We start from the raw sequence: 17,735 nt of genomic DNA on the forward strand, positions 1-17,735 counted from the left end.
GGTCAACCGGCTGCACACCACGGGCGGGCGCTACGCGCTGTGCACCATGTGCATCGGGGTCGGGCAGGGCATTGCGCTGGTCATCGAGCGGGTCTGACGCCGGATGCCCGCACACCCGGCAGGCATCAGGGTCCCGACACCGCGCCTGGCTCGGTCACGAAGCCCAGCTTGAGCACCCCGGCGCGCTGCGCGGCGGCCATGACCTGCAGCACCGATTCGTACTCGGCCTTGCGGTCGCCCCGGATGTGCAGCTCGGGCTGGGGCTGCTGCTGCGCCGCGGCCTGCAACCGCGACGCCAGCTCGGCCTCGCTCACGGCCACCTCGTCCCAGTGGGCCAGGCCCTGCGCATCGACAGAGATCGTCACCGTCTGCGGCTCCACCCGGTTCACCTCGGCCTGCGCGCGCGGCAGGTCGAGTTTCACCGAGTGGGTGAGCACCGGCACGGTGATGATGAAGATGATGAGCAGCACCAGCATCACGTCGACCAGCGGGGTCATGTTGATGTCGCTGACATCGGCATCGTCGCCGTCGTCGAAGTCGTTGATCGCCGAAGCCATGTCAGCGCCCCTGTGCCGCCAGCGATCCGTTGACCGCCGTGCCGGCGCGCACGGCCGGGCGAGCCGGTGGTTGGGGGGCGGATTCCGCGCCGTGGCCTGCGGAGCCCGACGCGGCGCGGGTGACCGGCGAGCCGGTGAGGAAATAGGCATGCAACTGGCGCGCAAAGCGCTTGAGCTGCCCCGTCAGCGAGCGGTTGCCGCGGTTGAGCGCGTTGTAGCCCAGCACGGCGGGAATCGCCACGGCCAGGCCGAAGGCGGTCATGATCAGCGCTTCACCCACGGGGCCTGCCACCTGGTCAATGCTGGCCTGGCCCGACGTGCCGATGCCCACCAGCGCGTGATAGATGCCCCAGACCGTGCCGAACAGGCCGATGAAGGGCGCGGTAGACCCCACCGACGCCAGGATCGACAAGCCCGAGCGCAGGCGTTCGGCGCTGTCATCAATGGCCCCACGCAGCGCATCGGCGGCCCACTCGGCCAGGCTCAACTGGCCGTGCAGGTCCTCCTGGTTGCCCGCGTGGTGGGCCACGGCGGCCTGGCCCTCCAGCGCAACGTGGCGGAAGGGGTTGAGTTCGGGCGCCGGGGTGCCGGGTGCCTGCAAGGCCTGCAAGCCTTCGGCAAAGCTCTTGGTGTGCCAGAAGGCCGCGGCCGCCTTGGCGGCACGGCGCAGCTTCATCAGCCGCCAGCTGCGCGTGATGATCAACCACCAGGAGGCGATGGACATGATCAGCAGCATGACGGCAACGGTCTTGATCACCAGATCGCCCTGGCTCCAGAGCGCGGCCAGGCCGTAGGGTGAGGTATTGGCATCCATGGGTAAGTCCTTGAAGTCGAATGGATGGAAAGAAACAGAAAGCGCGAAAACCGTTCAGCGCTTGAGGTCGAAGGTCACCGGCAACACATAGCGCCAGTCGAGCGGCACGCCCCCCTGGCTGGCTGGCACAAAGCGCCAGCGAGCCACCGCTTTGAGTGCCGACTGATCGAGCGCGGCAAAACCGCTGGATCGTTTCAGACCGATGTCGCCGACAGTGCCGTCGGCCAGCACCAGCAGGTCAAGATGCACCGTGCCCTGCTCGCCACGCCGGCGGGAAAGTGACGGGTAGACCGGCGCCGGGTTGTTCAGGTGGCTGGCATTGGCGATGGGCGGCGCGACAGCGGGGGCCGCGACGGGTTCGGCCACAGGCGCCACAGCGGCAGGCGCAGGCGGTGCGGGCAGACTGGCCACCGGTACGGGCTGCACGGGTTCTGGCGGCGCCTCCGGCGCGGTGATCGACCGCTCTGTGGCGGGCGCTTTCACCGGTGGCGCAGGCCGAGGACGGGGGGCTGGCTGCGGCCGGGGCTGCACGACGGGCTGGGGTTCGGGCGGCGCCACCTGCTCCGGGGCTTCGACCACCAGCACGCCCGACAGCGTGGGTGGCGTCACGGGGTCGGGGGCCGGCTCGCTCAGGCCCACCAGCACGGCGGCCAGCAGGGCCGCGTGCACCCCGGTCACAGCCAACAACGTGGGGCCGCCGTCCTTCCAGCGGGGTACCGTCGGCGACAGAGACAACGCAGAACTCATGGAGAAACTCCTGTGGGGGCGGTGGCCCGCGCGGCGGTCACGGTGCTGGCGCCCCGGCTCCAGCCGCCGCCCAGCGCCTTGTACAGCGCCACCGAGGCCTGCAGGCGCTGCGCCCGCAGCTGTGCCGCCACGTCCTGAGCGGCATACAGCGTGCGCTGGGCATCGATCAGGGTCAGCAAGGTGTCGGCGCCCGCGCGGTACCGGCTCTCGGCCAGCGTGAGCGCGCGCTGCGCTTCGGCCAGTTCATCGGCCTGCGCACGGGCTTGCGCGTCCACGCCGGCCAGGGTATTGAGCGCGTTCGCCGTGTCGCCAAACGCGGCGACGATGGCCGCGCGGTAGCCGGCCAGCAGTTCTTCGCGCTGGGCCAGGGCCTGGTCGCGGCTGGCGGCCAGACGGCCGGCATCAAAGATCGGGGCCGCCAGGCCAACGGCCAGGGCATAGACGGGGTTGTCCCACACGTGCCGCAGACGCTCACCGCCCGAGCTTATGCCCGCGCTCAGGGTCACGCTGGGCAACAGGGCCGCCCGGGCGGCTGCCACATCGGCCTGCGCGGCCACCAGTCGGGCCTCTGCGCGGGCGATGTCCGGACGGCGCACCAGCAGCTCGGCCGGCAAGCCGGCATCGATGGACGGCACCCGCAGCGCGGCCAGCGACGCGGTCCCGATGGCCACACCGCCGGCCTGTCCGATCAGCAGCGCCACCGCCGTCTCGGCGGCCTGCGATGCCTGTCGCAGCGCTTCGACGCTGCGCCGCTGTGCCGCCACCAGGCCGCGCTGCTGGGCCTGCTCCAACGGCAGTGCCGCGCCGGCGCGGACCCGCGATTCCACCAGCGCCAGCAGGCGCTCGGCACCGCGCCACTGGCGCTCGCCGATGGCCGCCCGCTCGCGCAGGGAAACGGCCTCCAGCCAGGCATTGGCCACGCCCGCCGTCACGCTCAAGCGCACCGTGTCGCGGTCGAACACGCTCGCTTGCAGGCTGGCGCTCGCACCCTCGCGATCGGCCCGCTGACGGCCCCAGAAATCGATTTCGTAGCTGGCCGCGAGCCCGGTCCCATAGGCCGTTCCCGCCACACTGGCGTGGCCATCGATCCGGCCTTCGCGGCTGGCGTTCAATTGGCCCGTCAGGGCCGGCCATGACGCCGCACCCGCCGCCCGTGCCACCGCTTCGGCCTGCCCCACCCGGGCCACCGCCGCCGCCAGGTCGTGGCTTTGCGCCCGGGCACGTTCGACCAGTGCGTCCAGTTCGGCGCTGCCGAAGCTTCGCCACCAGTCCTCCTGGACAGCGCCCGCCGCACCTGTCGCCAGGCCGGCCGCCACCCACTGAGCGGGCAGCGCCGGCACGGTCATGTCTGCCGGTCGTGTGTCCACCGCACAACCCGAGGCCAGCAGCGCACTGGCCATGGCCAGCACAGAGACTTTCATCTGCATCGTCATTCCCCCGCCAGCGCGACGACTGGATCCAGTCGCGCCGCCGTCCGTGCTGGCATGAACCCGAACACCAGGCCTGTGGCCACCGCGCTGCCGAACGCCAGCAGGATGGCCGAGGCGGAGAACACCATCGGCACGCTCCAGGCCACCAGCACCGCGCCGATCACCAGCCCGATCACCACGCCCACCGTCCCGCCCACCATGGTCAGCAGCACAGACTCGGTGATGAACTGGCGCAAGATGTCGCGCTGGCGCGCGCCGGTGGCGATGCGGATACCGATCTCCCGCGTGCGGTCCTTGACCGTCATCAGCATCACGTTCATGACGCCGATGCCCCCCACCACCAACGACACCGCCGCGATCAGGCTGAGCATGAGGGTCATGGAGTCTTTGGCCTCCGCCTCGGCCAGCAAGCGAGCGGCCGAGTTGTAGACGTAGAAGTCCTCGCGCCCATGGCGCTGGCGCAAAAGCGCCTCAATGGCTTTCTGCACGCTGTGCACGCTGCCCGAATCGGCCGCCTGCACCACGGTGTAATGCGGGTCGAACCGGCGGCCAACGGGGAACAGCCGCAGGATGCCGGAGCGGTAAGGCACCAGCACGACGTCGTCGCGGTTGTGGCCGGTGCTGTCGGCGCCCTTGATGCTCATCACCCCCACCACCATGAACGGTGTGTTGCCGATCAGCATCTGCTGTCCCACGCCGGAGCCCTCGCCAAAAAACCGCTCGCGCACCTTGTCACCGATCACCACCACCGGGGCCAGATCGTGGTCCTCGGCGCGCGTGAAGAAGCGCCCTTCGGCCACGGGCCAGTCGTGGATCTCGGGCCAGGCATCGGTGGCGGCGATGGTGTCGGCTTCCCAGGCCACATTGCCATAGCGCACCATGGCCGGGTCCCGGGCCATGGGCATCACCCGTGTCACACCGGGCAGCTTTTCCATGGCCGCGACCTCTTCGAGCGTCACGACCCCCACCGGCCCGCCGCCCTGTGGCGAGCGGTTGCCGACATACATCAGGGTGACGCCCATGGACCCCATGCGGGCCACCACCTCCTCGCGCGCGCCCATGCCGATGGCCAGCATCACGATCACCGAGACCACGCCGATCACAATGCCCAGCAGGGTCAGCGCCGTGCGCGAGCGGTGCGTGCGCATGGACCGCCAGGCCGAGCGAAAGGCCTCCCTCAGGTCGGCCGCCCACGGCGTGCCCCGGTCCTCGCGTGCGAGCGCGGTGTCGGGCACCGGCTGGGCCGCCAGCGCCTGCGCACCCGCGGGCTGCGTCAGGCTGTCGCCGACGATCTGGCCGTCCCGAATCTCCACGATCCGCTGCGCCTGCGCGGCCACCTCGCGATCGTGGGTGATCAAGATGATGGTGTGGCCCGCGTCCGCCAGTTCGTGCAGCAGCGCCATCACCTCGGCGCCGCTCTTGCTGTCCAGCGCGCCGGTGGGTTCATCGGCGAGGATGATGCGGCCTCCGTTCATGAGCGCCCGCGCAATGGACACCCGCTGCTGCTGCCCCCCCGAGAGCTGGGCCGGGCGCAAGTGCATTTTGTCCGCCAGACCCAGGCGCGCGAGCAGCGCCGCCGCACGTGCCGAACGCGCCGCCTCGCCCATGCCCGCGTAGATGGCCGGCATTTCCACGTTCTCGTGCGCGCTGTCGGTGGCAATCAGGTGGTAGCCCTGAAACACAAAACCAAAGGCTTCCCGGCGCAGCCACGCGAGCTCATCGGCACCGAGTTCGGCCACATCCAGGCCATTGAAGCGGTAGCACCCTTCGCTCGCACGGTCCAGGCACCCCAGAATGTTCATCAGTGTCGACTTGCCCGAGCCCGACTGCCCCACGATGGCCACGAACTCACCGGCGTGGATGCGCAGATCGACGCCGTGCAAGACCTCGACCTCGGGCTGGCCGGAGAGCCCGCCGCCAAACCGCTTGCGCAGGCCCTGCAGCTCGATCAGCGGGATCACCGCTGCCGCCGGACGCGCCTGGGCTTCGCTCACCACCGGAACCTCCTGAAGCCAGCGGCGGCGGGAGCTTCGCCCACAATGATCTGGTCACCCGCCTTCAGGCCTTCCAGCACCTCGGCCTGGAGCCGGTCCCGCCGCCCCAGGCGCACCCGACGCACCTCGACCACGGGATCGGGTGACGCCTCGGCCAGCACCCTGGCCTCCCATTGGTCGGCCAACCCTTCCACCGGATGAAACGCCGCCACGGGCACCGTCAACACATCCTGCGCGGACGCCGTCACGATGTTCACCTGGGCGGTCATCTGCGGCATCAGCACACCGTCGGCGTTTTCCACATCGAACAACACGGTGTACTGCACGGCCTTGGTGCCTGCGGCGGGCGGCTCACCGTCCTTGGCCGCCCCCGACCCCGGCGGGGAAGGCAGCACCTGGCGCACCGTGCCGTTCCAGCGCTGACCGCGCCCCTGGGGATCCGCCCCCAGGGTGGTGAAGTAGGCGGGTTGCCCGGCTTTCACGAGCCGGATGTCGGCCTCCGACACATCCGTCCACACGGTCATGCGCGCCAGGTCCGCAATGCGCAAGACCGTCGGCGTCTGGTAGGTGGCGTTGAGCGTCTGGCCCTCTTTGACCTCCAGGCTGGTCACCGTACCGGCCATCGGGGCATAAATGCGCGTGTAGCCCAGCCGGGCCTCGTCGGCGCGCAGGCTGGCCGCGGTCTGCGCGATGCCCGCTTCGTGCTGCGCAACCCGCGCCGCCGCCGATTTGAGCGTGGCAGCAGCCGTCTGCACGTCATCCAGCCGGGTGGAGCCGTCCTGCGCCATCTGCTCCTGACGGGCGTGCTGCAGTTGCGCCAGTTCCCACTGTGCGCGGGCATCGTCCAACTGAGCCCGCAAACCCGCCAGTTGCGCCCTGCCGGCCTCCACCGTGGCAGCAAAAACACTGGCGTCGATCTCGACCAGCAACTGCCCCTTCTCCACCACATCCCCAGCCTTGGCATGCAGCCGCGTGACCTGGCCAGAAACCTGCGCGCCCACATCCACCGAATGCAACGGTTGCAAGGTTCCAATGGCTGCCACACTGGCCTCGATACGGCCGGATTGAACCGGCGCCGTTTGCCATTGCGGGAGCGGCGGCGGGCGCCACCAGAGCCACCCCATCACCAGCACACCCACCATCAGGGCGAGCAAAACCCCGCCGGTCCACCGCCGGCGTTGAACAGCGTGTGCAACCATTACTTCGTGACCTCGAAACTGAGTGTGGCGGTGTGGCGAACGTCGTCGTATTTCTGACCGTTCAGCGTCACCGAGCCGTTGTTGACACGCGCCGTCACTTCCAGCACGTACAAGCCGGGAAAGGCGGGGTTGAAGCTCACGGTGCCGTCCTTGGCCGGCGTGAGCGTGCGGTGCCAGCCTTCACTGGTATCCACGTTCACCTGGCTGGCTGCCACGGGCCTACCTTTGAAAACGAGCCGGAAGGTGTTGCCGTTGGGCTCGGTGGGCACCAGTTCGAGGTCGTTGACGGCCTGGGTTTCGGTGCGGCCCCAACGGGCCTGGTAATGGGTGAGCACCCCATCAGCGCCGGCACGCGTGGCCGTGAAGCGCGAGTCGCTCCCCGACGCCGGCGCAAAAGCCCGGTGGTTCGCGCTGTTCTGGAGCGGCACCACCGCCCCGTCGGGGGAGACGGCCCTGGCATCCACCAGGGTCGGCCAGGAAGCCAGCGGCTTGCCCAGTTCGCCGGCATAAACCCGCACCTGACCGTCACCGGACTGCAGCCACAGGTAATCGGCGCGTGCAGGCATCGACACGGCGAGCCACAAGCATGCCAACGCAGCCAGACGCTGCGCATTGTGGCGGATAGCGATTGTTTTCATGATCAGAATTCCTCTCCTGCCAATACCTCGGTCCACCCAGGGTTCATGGTCCTGTTCAAGGACGCAGTGCCTGAACGAGCCGGCGGGCGTTGCCTTCAATCTCCGACACCGGGTCTTCCCCAGCCGTTTCGACCACCACGACGGTTGCCCCCGCCGCTGTCACGGCGCGCGCCAGTTCCGGCGCCAGCTCCTCGTGATGCAACACGACGGCCACCTGCTCGCGGCGAATCACACGGGTCAGTGCATCGGCATCGATGTTCTCGGCCACCCTGACCGGCTCCAGGTTGAAGCCTGCCACGAAGTGGTCCAGGCGCGGCGACAGCGAAATCACCGCCACGTTCGGCGCGCTCAGCAGGTCACTCTCGGTCTTGGCCGACAGGGCCACCAGCCGTTGCTTGAGCGCCGCCAGGTTGCGCGCCACCGCCGGCGCCGCCCCCGGTACCAGCCGCTCCATTTCGCCCCCCACGATGTCCGCCATGCGGCCCAGGTTCACCGTGTGCAGCCAGGGATAGGAGCCGATGTCGGCGCCGGGCTGCAACGCCAGACCGGGCAGTGCGCCATCCACTGGCCGTGCGGCGTCGATCTCGACGACACGGATGTTCGTGCGGCGTGCCAGCGGGTACAGCGGGTCCTGCGGCCACAGCGAACGCAAACCGATGGCCGCGTCAGCGTCGGCGGCCACCTTCGCCAGCGCGGCCGCGCCGCGCCCTTCAAAGTAAGCCACCTGCCGCGCCGGAGGCAGTCTGGCGGGCGCTGCGCGCACGACCTCGATCCCGCTGCCCTGCGCCAGTTGCGCCGACAGCGCGTGCACCACCGGGTGCGAGGTGAGCACACGGCTCTTCGTGGCCGGCTCGGCAGCCGAAGCGGCCCCGCTGGAAAACGCCGCAGCGGCAGCGAGACAGACAAACAGACGGCGCTTCACGATGGCATTCCTCTCAAACTCGGCACCAGGCCGCGCACCAGCGTGGCCAGCAGAAACGCACCGCCAGCCACCAGGATGATGGCGGCGCCCGAAGGCAGCGGCAGTGCAAACTCGATCGGCAGCAGGATCCCGGCCTGCGTGCTCAACGTGGCGATCAGCACGCTGAGCCAGAAGAACCCCCGCAGCGACTGGCTCAGCAGCCGCGCCGCTGCGGCCGGAATGACCAGCAACGCGCCCACCAGGATGGCCCCGATCACCTTGACCGACGCCACCGTGACCACGGTCACCAGCACCACGAACAGATAGTCCATGGCCTTGACCGGCACGCCGCGCACGGCCGCCAGTTGCGGGTTGAAACTGGCCAGCATCAGCCGGTTGTAGTTGGGCAGGGTCAGCGCCAGCGTGAGCAACGACACCACGACCAGCACCAGAAGGTCCTGGCTGTTGACCGTGAGCACGGAGCCGAACAGCACGTTCTCCAGAATGTGGATGTTGATGCGCCCCGAGAGCACCAGCAGCAGGCTGGCCCCCAGCGCGAGCGAGATCGACAGGAACACGCCGATCAGCGTGTCGGGCGTAAGCCCGGTGCGGTTGCGCAGGTAGTTCAGGCCGATGCCGAAGAGCAGGCAGTAACCGAACAGCGCGCCGTAGGGCCCTGTGTAAGGCTCGCCCAGCAGGATGCCGATGGCGACGCCGGTCAGCGCCGAGTGGCCCACGGCCTCGGAGAAGAAAGCGAAGCGCTTGACCACGACCAGCGTGCCCAGGCCGCCCAGCACCGGGCCAATGACCAGGCCCGCCAGCACGGCGTTGACGACGAAGCCGTAGGTGAACACCTGCGGCAGCGCACCCGCCTCGGCCCAGCCCTGGATGGCGATGCGCAGGGTGTCGATGGCGTTCATGCGAGCGCCTCCTCGGCCCGCACCGGCTGGGGCGACGGCGCGGCCGGCGGTGCGACGGGCGCACGCGGCCGTGTGGAGAACAGGTCGAGCAGCGCCTCGGGCGTCAGCACCTCGGACGGCGGCCCACTGAACAGCACCTGGCGGTTCAGGCCGGTCACGCTGTCCGCCAGGCGGGCCACCGCCTGCAGATCGTGCTCGATCCACAGCACGGTGACACCGGCCTGCCGGAAGTCGGCCAAAAGCTGTTCAAACACCTGCACGCCCGCCTCATCGAGCGCGGCCAGCGGTTCGTCGAGCACCAGCAGCGCCGGCATCGGCACCATGCCCTGGGCCAGCAACACACGCTGGCGCTCCCCCCCCGAGAGCGCCCCCATGCGGCGACGGCGCTTGTCGGCCATGCCCACGCGCGCCAGGGCCTCGCCGATCTCGCGCGAGCGCAGTGCCGAGAAACCCAGGAACGCCGGCTTGCGCTGCGTCATGGTGGCCATGAAATCGTCCACCGTCAGCGGCAGGCCGGCGTCGAAGGCCAGCGCCTGCGGCACGTAGCCGACCGTGCCGACAGCCGTGCCCGGCCACTCGATCTTGACGGCGCCTTCGTGCGGCGTCTGCCCCAGCAGGGTCTTGACCAGCGAGCTCTTGCCCGCCCCGTTGGGGCCCACCAGCGCGTGCACGCTGCCGGGCGCCACATGCAGCGACACCTCGCGCAGCACCGCCGTCTGGCCCAGCCGCAGCGAAACGCGTTCGAGCGTGATGGCGGGACCTGTCATGCCCAAGGCCCTCACGCCCCGGCCTCCTGGATGGCCCTGACCACGGTGGCGAGGTTGTGCGCCGTGTCCTTCTCGAATTTGTCTTTCGTGTATTCGCCGTAGGAAATGTGGGTCAATGCGTACAGACGCACCCCGGTTTCGCGGCGAATCGTGTCGACATAGGTGGAGGGGAAATCCACCTCGGAGAAGATCACCTTCACATCCAGATTGCGCAGCATGTCGATGGTGGCCTTGAGCTGCGCGGGGCTGGGGTCGATACCGTGCGCCGGCTCGACGACAGCAGTCACTTCCAGACCGAATTCGCGCAGCAGGTAGTCGTAGGCGCCGTGGATGGTCGCCACGCGCAGGCTGGCGCCCGGCGCCTTGGTCAATTGCGCCAGCGCGTCGGCGCGCAGCTTGCGCAGTCTTTGCGTGTAGGCGCGCGCGTTGGTGCGGTAGGTCTCGGCGTTGGCCGGGTCGAGCTTGCCCAGTTCGCGAGCGATGGTGTTGACCTGCGCGATCGACGCGGCCACCGACAGGAAGGTGTGCGGGTTGACGACCTGTCCCGATGTGTCCTTGCCACGGCCGGCCGCGCCCACGGCCGCCAGCAGTGGCACCTGGGCGTTGGCTTCGATGACCGGCAGCTTGGGTTTGCTGCTGGCCGCGATCATGCGGTCGGCAAAGTCATCGTGGCCCACCCCGTTGAGCACGACCACGTCGAGACTGCCGATGCGCTGAATGTCCTCGGCACGCGGCTCGTAAGCATGCGGGTTGAAACCCGCCGGGATCAGCGGCACCACGTCGGCCTTGTCGCCCACGATGTTGGTGACATAGCTGTAGTAGGGATGCAGGGTGACGCCGACACGCATGCGCCCGGCGGCCTGCGCCGACATGGGAGACAACATCAGCAGGCCGGACAAAGACAGGCCGGCTTGCAGCAGACGGCGACGTTGGAACTGTGTGGTCATGGGCAACTCACGCAAAGGAAGGGTGGCGCTGTGACAAAACAGCGGAAAAGAATGGAAACGGTCGAAGATCGCGCGCGGCGCTAGCGCCGCTGCCGCGTCACGCCGGCATCGAAACGGGCGGCGATCTGGCGCCAGCCCGCCCGGGTCAGCCCGGCATCGTCCAGCGCCGAGGGAGCGGCGGCCGCTGTGCGGTGGAACCACACATCCGGCTCGCCATGGGCCTCATCCGCCGTGCTGCCGGTGCCGTGACCATGCCGGTCTTCGGCGCCCTCGGCCCCCGGCGGCACCACACGCATCAGCAGCGAACCGGCGACCTCGGTGTCAGCACTCAACCCCACGTAGGCCCTGGCCGCCCCGTCTGTCTGCAGCGTCCAGGTGTGGCCGCCGCGCCGCGCGCTGCTCGGGTCCTGCACGAACGGCGGCAAGCCCCACTCGGCCAGCGCCGCCACCGTGGGCACCGCGTCCGCATCGCCTCTGTCGGCCTCGATCTCGTCCAGCGCCACGCGCAGATCGGCATACAGGCCCTGCTCGGCCGGCGACAGGTCGCGCCGAGCGTCCACCTGGTGCGCAGCCACGCCCTGGCTCACATCGCGGGTGGCACGCAGCGACACCACCGTACCGGCCACCGCGAGGATGAGCGCACAGGCGGCCAAGACCACGGTGGTCTCGTGACCCGCCCCCGCGGGGCGCACAACCTGCACCGTCGCGCCCGCCGCCGTCATTTGGGCGCTGCCCCGGTGGGGATTTCCGCGTGATCGACTTCGACGATGTGGCCTGGGCCGGCATCGAACAGCACGAAAAATTCGCCTTTGGGCTTCTTGAAGCTCAGGGTGGAGTCTTTGCCCAGCTTGCCCGCCGCCAGCACCTTGTCGTCATAGCCGACCACGTCAAGCTTGACCCCCGGCGCCAGACTGCCGTCGGAAAATCCCCCGCGGCAGACGATGGTGTCGGCCGACACCTGCTTGCATTCGATCACCGGGTTGTGCGCCCAGGCCGCACTGCCCGCCAGCAGCACCATTCCCACCAGGGTCTGTCCGGCCCAGCGGGCGCTCTGATTCCTACGGTTCATGTCATTTCCCTTCTCGTGCGGTAAACCAGGCCACCGTCGCCGGTGACACATCCCCCATGCGCACCGATGTCTGGTGCGTATCGCCGTTCTTGCCCACCACCGTGAGCCACAGTTCACTGTCTGCCGTGGTGTTGGCCGGCAACTGGATCAAGACCGATCGGTCCCAGCGCATCCCCCCCAGCACGATGCCCGGCGCGCGCAGCGAACGCGGCTTGTTCACTTTCAAGTAAGCGGCGCGAATCTGTTCATCGCACTCGGAACAGAAGCGCACGTGGTAGGACTTCATGGGGATGTCCATGGCCACCAGTTCGGGCACACGCTGTTCGCTCTCGGCCAGGCGAAACGTCCATGGCCCCACCTGGCCGGCAACCGCGTCGTCCCGCATCAGCGGCTTCACCGAGGTGGCCGCCAGCGCCAGCCCATAGACGACCGGGACGGCGGCCAGCAGCGCCAGCACCGTCCAGCGCCGGCGCGCACCCATGGGCACAGGGGACAACGTTGGCTCACCCTTCTTGGGCTGGCGCGCATGATGCGCACGAGCGGTTGGCTGCCAAGGCCATTTGGGCAGTCCAAACACCAGCGCCAGCGCCGCAATGCTCAGCCAACCCAGCCAGAGTGCGATGCCCACACCCACGTCCATGTAGGTGATACCCAGCGCCAGCGAAAGCGCCAGCAGCCCCCACCCCACCGCGCGCGCCACATGCCGAACCGGCGGCGCCGGCAAACGCCGCAGCAGGTGTTCTGCATGGCGCTCCGTCGCCAGGGCCAGTGCAAAGAACCCGAGCACGCTGATCACCAGAATCGTCAGGTGCACAGCCATCATGCCGCCCCCCCACTCTTGAGCCACCAGGCCAGCATCGAGAGCACCAGCGTGCCGAGGACCATGCCTGCCCAGGCCCGCTTGAGGCTGGATGTGTGGATCACCCAGATCACCGCCACGGTGTAGATCGCAAAACTCAGCATGGTGGCCCACAGGACGGCCTGGGCTTTGGGAGCCGGCCAAAGCAGGCTCAGCAGAACCGTGGCGGCCGAGGCCAGCGCGTACCCCCCGAGGGCGGCCGCAGCGACCCGCGAAGCCACTCGCCAGCGGTAGCCCGCGGTGAGCACCCCTTTCTTGGCCATGGTCGTGCTCATGCCGCCCCCTCTTCCAGCGCCGTGCCAGCCATGGGGACAGGCTGGGGTCGGGCCGGCACGGTCAACCGGCGCTGCACCTTCACCGCCATCATGGCCAACAAGGCAGCCATGCCCCACATCGTCAGGTCGAAACCCGCCAGCACCCAATCGCCAGCCGGCAGCGTCTTGCCCAGGTGCTTGTCGGTGGTCAGCGCATTCAGCACGGGCACCAGGGCGTAGGCAGCGCAACTGCCCCACAGCAATTCGACCCAGGCGCGCGCCAGCGGCCTCGACAACGCATAGAACAGTGCGCCCAGCCAGACGGCAAACAGGCTGTGAAATTCCCACGCCCCCCGATCGGCCAAATCGATCGGCAACAACCGGTTGGCCCAGAAGTACGCAGCCACCGCCAGCGGCAGGCCGGCAATGGTGGCCACATTCAGGGTTTCCACAAGGCGCACGCCCAAGTCCTCAGCCCCCTCGCGGCCACTCGCCAGATGGTGCTTGCGGCGCTTGACCGTCCAGAGCACCAAGCCTGTGCCGATCATGGCGCAGCCCAGCAAACCGGCCACAAAGTAGACCCAGCGCCCCCACACGCCCGCAAACAGCCCTTCGTGCAGGTTGAACAGCACACTCTGCGTCAGACCCGCCTCGCCGCCGGTGCGGGGCTCTGGCGGCAATGCTTCACCCGTCTGTGCATCGAAACGCATGTGGGGCGCATTCCAGAAATCCAGCGACCCGCCGTAAACGCGGTGGACAGTGACGGTCTCCGGCTGGCCCTCGAAAGCTGCCACCTCGACGGAACGCACGCTGCCCGCCCCCCATTCACCCTCGGCCTTGGCCACCAGGGGGGCCAGCTTCGCCGCCGGCCGTGTGATCGCCAGCTTGACCTTGTTGCGATCAAACAGCTCGTCGTAGAACGCCTCCTCGCTCTGCGGATCGCTGCCGTACAGCACATCGCGCCCCGCCGGCATGTAGGTGAACAGGAAGAACACCAAACCGCTGTAGGTGATCATCAGAAAGAACGGCAGCGCCATCACGCTGACGGCGTTGTGCGCATCGAGCCACGAACGCTGCCCCTTGCCGGGACGGAACGTGAAGAAGTCCTTGAAGATTTTCTTGTGGGTGATCACACCGCTGACGATGGCCAGCAGCATCAGCATGGTGCAGACACCGACGATGTAATAGCCCCAGGTGTACGGCACGTAGTGCAGGGCGTAGTGCATGCGGTAGAGCCCGTGACCACCCGCGGTGTCGCGCGGTTCGGGGCCGGCAGCGGCCAGGTCGCCGGAAACGGGATCGAGCTGCTCACTGCCCGTGGCACCGAAGTCGTGCCCCTCCGGGGGAACCTCTTCCCAGCGGATCGAAAAATCCTGCCAGCCCCGCGGCGCCAGCGATTCGTGCGGCAGCGTGATGCGCCAGTTGGCCGCGCCCGGCGCCACCTGCTCCAGGCGGTCCAGCGCCAGCCCCAGCATGCGCTCGGTAGCCACCGCATCGGAGGGGGTTTTCTGCACCAGCGGACGCTCAGGCTGCATCCAGCGCGTGATCTCGTACTGGAAGTAGCCAGCCGTCCCTGTCACAAACACAAAGAACAGCACCCAGCCCACGATCACACCGCTCCAGGTGTGCAACCAGGCCATGGATTGGCGAAGCGACGAATGCATAAACAAAAACTCCGTTTCAAGGACGCAGAGCCACAGGCTGCATGCGCGGCCCGCTACCGTCTCGCGTCAAAGAGGCCACCGCCTTGAGCGCAAACGCGCCCGGCCGGGCCGCCGTGATCACCACCCGCGTCGGCGCCAGCATCCGCTCCAACGCCTCGCGCGGTTCGTAGACACCGTGCACCGCCGCGGAACGCTGATCTCCACCCGGGACGTCATCGGGAAAAAGCACCTGGGACTGGGTCTGCAGGCCGAAGGCACGCAACGCCGCCAGCAAAGGCTGAGAAGGAATGCTGACCTGCACCCGGCGCTCCATCGCGGGCTCCGGTTGCATCGGCTGCGAAGCCGATGCCCCCTGGGCAACCGCCGGCCAGGCACACAAACCCAGGCCCGCTGCGACGGCCGCAGAGACCAAGCCCGATCCCATCCACCGGGTCACTGGCCCCGCCTTGCCACCCCATTGACTCTGTCCCATGCCCCTTCTTTCGTCATGAGCACCAGGCACGAGAAACGCGGACCCCAAGTTCACGACCCGCACGAACACGGGAGACCAAGGGGCGCCAGCCATCTTGCGTACCCGGCATACACCGGATGTGTGGCTGTTGGCGGGGACAGGACCGATGTCCTGGGAGTCCTTGGCTGGCAGCCCAGGCCCGCCCAGATTGGCGAGCCCTCATAAGGAAGAACGGAAAAGCGCCCAAACATGGAACCCGTCCGCCCAATTTTTTTCCGTCAACGGCCGATCGCGCGCCCTCAGCGCCAAGGACACTTTGCCCCACGGCCGCTGCCAGCGCTGCATCAGCTGGGTTCGGTGCGCGCAGTCCCCGGCTGCCAGGGGGCATGCCGAAAGGGGATGAACAAAGACGTGGGCCTGGAACTGAGCGGGCGCCATCTCACCGCGTGGGAGAACCTGTCAGCCGGCCATGTCCTCAACCGCCTTCAGAACAGGCAGCGGCTGTTGCCCTTCGGCTCAGCGCCGCGCAATGCGCCAACTGCCGTCCGCCAGGCGGTCGACCCGCACCGGCACCACGTCGGGCAGGGCCTGGATGAAATCCTCGGGCGACTGGACAGCCAGGAACCCGGAGATGGGCACTGACTTCAAATCGGCCCCCGCCACCACCACCGGTTGCCCCAGATAGGTGGCCAACTCCTGCGCGACTTCCTCCAATGGTGTCCGGCTGAAATGGACCTGGCCCGAACGCCAGCTTCCCACGGTTTCCGGCGCCAGGCTCAGGCTTCGATACCGTCCGGAAGATGGGTCAATGCCCACACCGCTCCCCTGACGCAGCAACAGCACCGCACCCGCCGGCTCGCGATGATCCGGCCGGACTTCCACCCGCCCTTCCAGCACCTTGACGACCAGTTGAGGCGGCGCGGCACGAACATTGAAGGCCGTCCCGACCACACGCACCCGGCTCGGACCGCTGTCAACCGTGAAAGGCCGATCCGCATCAGCAGCCACCTGAAAAAAAGCCTCTCCGCGGTTCAAAACCACTTCCCGCCGGCGCGGGTAGAAACGCACCCTCAGCGCGCTGGCAACGTTCAGGTCGATGCGCGAGCCATCCGGCAGATCGAGCGTGCGGGTTTCGCGCCCCCCGGTGGCGATATCGAGGCTGTAGTTGGCCGTCGCATCCCAGCGCTGCCAGCCACCGGCGACCAGCGCAACGCCGGCCACGGCGAGCGCAGGGACCAGAAACCCCCGACGCGAAAAAGACAGCGGGAAAGGCGTCCAGGCCGCCCTCTCGCCACGCGGAGCGTCAACGGGCGCAGGTCGAGGGTTCTGTCCAGAGACGGGCGCATCGCCATGCGCACCCGAGGCTCGCAAACGGGGCGCCTTGAGCAGGTCGGCCTGCTGCCAGGTGCTGTCCAGCCCCGCCATGATCTCCCGGCGTACCGGGTCGGCCTCAAGCCAGACCTCCAGCGCCCGCTCATCGCTGCTCGTCCAGCCAGGCTGCAGGCGACGCACGTACCAATCCGCAGCCTGCTCGTGCAGCGCCAGCAGCGCATCCAGCGTCAACCCTTCGGGCAGGGGCCTGTATGTCATGCCCCGCCCTCTTCGTCCTCGCACCCACCACAGGCGCGGCCGTTCGCGGCCTGTGCCTGCCGCATCTGCTCGCTGCTGGCATAGACGACTCGCACCTGGCAATACGCCAATGCCCTGCTCAGATGCTTGACCGCCATGCGCGTGGAAATGCCCATGCGCCCGGCGGTCTCGTCCACCGTGTAGCCTTCAATGCGGTGCAGCAGGAACGCCTCGCGCTGGCGTGCCGGCAGCTCCCGCAGCGCTTCGTCGAGGCGGTTCATCATCTGCTGGCGGTCGGCCTGCGCCGCCGTGTGGTCGCCGTCGGTCTGCAGGCCTGACTCTTCGTGCTCGGCATCCAGCGACACACGCTGGAGACGCTCGCGGTCGGCACTCTTTCGCCAACCGTCGATGGCCACATTGCGTGCCGCGCGGCGCAAATAGGGCTGCTCTTCGGCGAGAGGAATGGATTTGCCCGCAGCGGCCAAACGCACGAACACCTCTTGCGCGGCATCGTCCACCTCAGCCGGTGACCCCAGGTAGCGCCGCAGCATGCGCGCCACCGGCAGGCGCCAGCGCTCGTAGAGGCCGGACAGCTGGCCATTGTCCAGTGCCAGATCCCGCTTCACGCCCGATACGCCCTGGCAAGAGGCCGTGCCACGACGCCCCCCCGCCCCTTCAAGGGCCAAGAAGCAGCGTGGGGCGAGCGAGATGAGGTGACCATGACGGCGCTTATTTTACTGAGAACAATTCGCATCCATCAACTGGCTATGAAAAATGTTCCCAGTCTCCCGCATGCGAGCGCCGCGTCGCCCGTTGAGCCCCCTGGCGCAGCCCCATCCACCACGCGAGAGCGCGCGACTTGTATCTTCATATCTGACTGGCGCGGTAGAGTGTGGCCGCCGTTGAGGCGGCCAGACCGGCCCGTGCAGTTTGGTAGCGGCTGGGGTGATCGAGC

19 protein-coding genes are annotated in these 17,735 nt (G+C 68.4%); all 19 read right to left on the minus strand.

Annotation, left to right across the window (positions count from 1 at the left end; translation table 11 throughout):
* Positions 1 to 125: 125 nt before the first annotated feature.
* The 19 genes from QQK43_RS20255 to QQK43_RS20345 all read right to left on the minus strand — a co-directional run bounded on the left by QQK43_RS20255 (position 126) and on the right by QQK43_RS20345 (position 17,406).
* The gene (locus QQK43_RS20255; protein ID WP_234266930.1) at positions 126 to 557 is read right to left on the minus strand and encodes an ExbD/TolR family protein; all 432 of its coding nucleotides are present in this window, start codon (positions 555 to 557) and stop codon (positions 126 to 128) included.
* 1 nt (position 558) lies between these two features.
* Positions 559 to 1,371 carry a MotA/TolQ/ExbB proton channel family protein gene (locus tag QQK43_RS20260; protein ID WP_234266931.1) on the minus strand — a complete coding sequence of 271 codons (813 nt, stop codon included), beginning with the start codon at positions 1,369 to 1,371 and terminating at the stop codon, positions 559 to 561.
* A gap of 54 nt (positions 1,372 to 1,425) precedes the next feature.
* Positions 1,426 to 2,118 carry an energy transducer TonB gene (locus QQK43_RS20265; RefSeq protein ID WP_234266932.1) on the minus strand — a complete coding sequence of 231 codons (693 nt, stop codon included), beginning with the start codon at positions 2,116 to 2,118 and terminating at the stop codon, positions 1,426 to 1,428.
* Positions 2,115 to 3,539, minus strand: coding sequence for an efflux transporter outer membrane subunit (locus QQK43_RS20270; protein WP_234266933.1), 1,425 nt, complete (start codon positions 3,537 to 3,539; stop codon positions 2,115 to 2,117). The genes QQK43_RS20265 and QQK43_RS20270 overlap by 4 nt, the downstream gene beginning before the upstream one ends.
* Before the next feature lie 8 nt (positions 3,540 to 3,547).
* Positions 3,548 to 5,542: an ABC transporter permease gene (locus tag QQK43_RS20275; RefSeq protein WP_284309225.1), complete on the minus strand. Its 1,995-nt coding sequence runs from the start codon at positions 5,540 to 5,542 to the stop codon at positions 3,548 to 3,550.
* Positions 5,539 to 6,741, minus strand: a complete 1,203-nt coding sequence (locus tag QQK43_RS20280; RefSeq protein WP_284309226.1) for an efflux RND transporter periplasmic adaptor subunit — start codon at positions 6,739 to 6,741, stop codon at positions 5,539 to 5,541. The genes QQK43_RS20275 and QQK43_RS20280 overlap by 4 nt, the downstream gene beginning before the upstream one ends.
* A complete protein-coding gene (locus QQK43_RS20285) occupies positions 6,741 to 7,379 on the minus strand; it encodes a hypothetical protein (protein ID WP_370465321.1) in 639 nt (212 codons plus the stop codon). The genes QQK43_RS20280 and QQK43_RS20285 overlap by 1 nt, the downstream gene beginning before the upstream one ends.
* A 55-nt stretch (positions 7,380 to 7,434) precedes the next feature.
* On the minus strand, positions 7,435 to 8,301 hold the full coding sequence (locus tag QQK43_RS20290; protein ID WP_234266936.1) for a metal ABC transporter solute-binding protein, Zn/Mn family: 867 nt from the start codon (positions 8,299 to 8,301) through the stop codon (positions 7,435 to 7,437).
* Complete coding sequence (locus tag QQK43_RS20295) at positions 8,298 to 9,200, minus strand: metal ABC transporter permease (RefSeq protein WP_234266937.1); 903 nt, start codon at positions 9,198 to 9,200, stop codon at positions 8,298 to 8,300. The genes QQK43_RS20290 and QQK43_RS20295 overlap by 4 nt, the downstream gene beginning before the upstream one ends.
* Complete coding sequence (locus tag QQK43_RS20300; protein WP_284309227.1) at positions 9,197 to 9,967, minus strand: metal ABC transporter ATP-binding protein; 771 nt, start codon at positions 9,965 to 9,967, stop codon at positions 9,197 to 9,199. The genes QQK43_RS20295 and QQK43_RS20300 overlap by 4 nt, the downstream gene beginning before the upstream one ends.
* Positions 9,968 to 9,978: 11 nt before the next feature.
* Positions 9,979 to 10,914 (minus strand): metal ABC transporter solute-binding protein, Zn/Mn family, encoded by a 936-nt coding sequence (locus QQK43_RS20305; protein ID WP_284309228.1) that lies wholly within the window; start codon positions 10,912 to 10,914, stop codon positions 9,979 to 9,981.
* A gap of 80 nt (positions 10,915 to 10,994) precedes the next feature.
* Positions 10,995 to 11,573 carry a DUF6162 family protein gene (locus QQK43_RS20310; RefSeq protein WP_234266940.1) on the minus strand — a complete coding sequence of 193 codons (579 nt, stop codon included), beginning with the start codon at positions 11,571 to 11,573 and terminating at the stop codon, positions 10,995 to 10,997.
* Between the two features lie 59 nt (positions 11,574 to 11,632).
* Complete coding sequence (locus tag QQK43_RS20315; protein WP_234266942.1) at positions 11,633 to 11,983, minus strand: hypothetical protein; 351 nt, start codon at positions 11,981 to 11,983, stop codon at positions 11,633 to 11,635.
* A gap of 1 nt (position 11,984) precedes the next feature.
* Complete coding sequence (locus QQK43_RS20320) at positions 11,985 to 12,806, minus strand: DUF3325 domain-containing protein (protein ID WP_234266943.1); 822 nt, start codon at positions 12,804 to 12,806, stop codon at positions 11,985 to 11,987.
* Complete coding sequence (locus QQK43_RS20325) at positions 12,803 to 13,117, minus strand: iron transporter (protein ID WP_234266945.1); 315 nt, start codon at positions 13,115 to 13,117, stop codon at positions 12,803 to 12,805. Before QQK43_RS20325 ends, QQK43_RS20320 begins: the two co-directional genes overlap by 4 nt.
* On the minus strand, positions 13,114 to 14,760 hold the full coding sequence (locus tag QQK43_RS20330; protein WP_234266947.1) for a PepSY-associated TM helix domain-containing protein: 1,647 nt from the start codon (positions 14,758 to 14,760) through the stop codon (positions 13,114 to 13,116). The genes QQK43_RS20325 and QQK43_RS20330 overlap by 4 nt, the downstream gene beginning before the upstream one ends.
* A 16-nt stretch (positions 14,761 to 14,776) precedes the next feature.
* The gene (locus tag QQK43_RS20335) at positions 14,777 to 15,073 is read right to left on the minus strand and encodes a hypothetical protein (protein WP_284309230.1); all 297 of its coding nucleotides are present in this window, start codon (positions 15,071 to 15,073) and stop codon (positions 14,777 to 14,779) included.
* Between the two features lie 654 nt (positions 15,074 to 15,727).
* On the minus strand, positions 15,728 to 16,801 hold the full coding sequence (locus QQK43_RS20340) for a FecR family protein (RefSeq protein ID WP_234266949.1): 1,074 nt from the start codon (positions 16,799 to 16,801) through the stop codon (positions 15,728 to 15,730).
* A complete protein-coding gene (locus QQK43_RS20345; protein ID WP_234266950.1) occupies positions 16,798 to 17,406 on the minus strand; it encodes an RNA polymerase sigma factor in 609 nt (202 codons plus the stop codon). Before QQK43_RS20345 ends, QQK43_RS20340 begins: the two co-directional genes overlap by 4 nt.
* Positions 17,407 to 17,735 lie beyond the last annotated feature (329 nt).

Origin of the sequence: Hydrogenophaga electricum (assembly GCF_030160815.1) — a bacterium.
Lineage (GTDB): Bacteria > Pseudomonadota > Gammaproteobacteria > Burkholderiales > Burkholderiaceae_C > Hydrogenophaga > Hydrogenophaga electricum.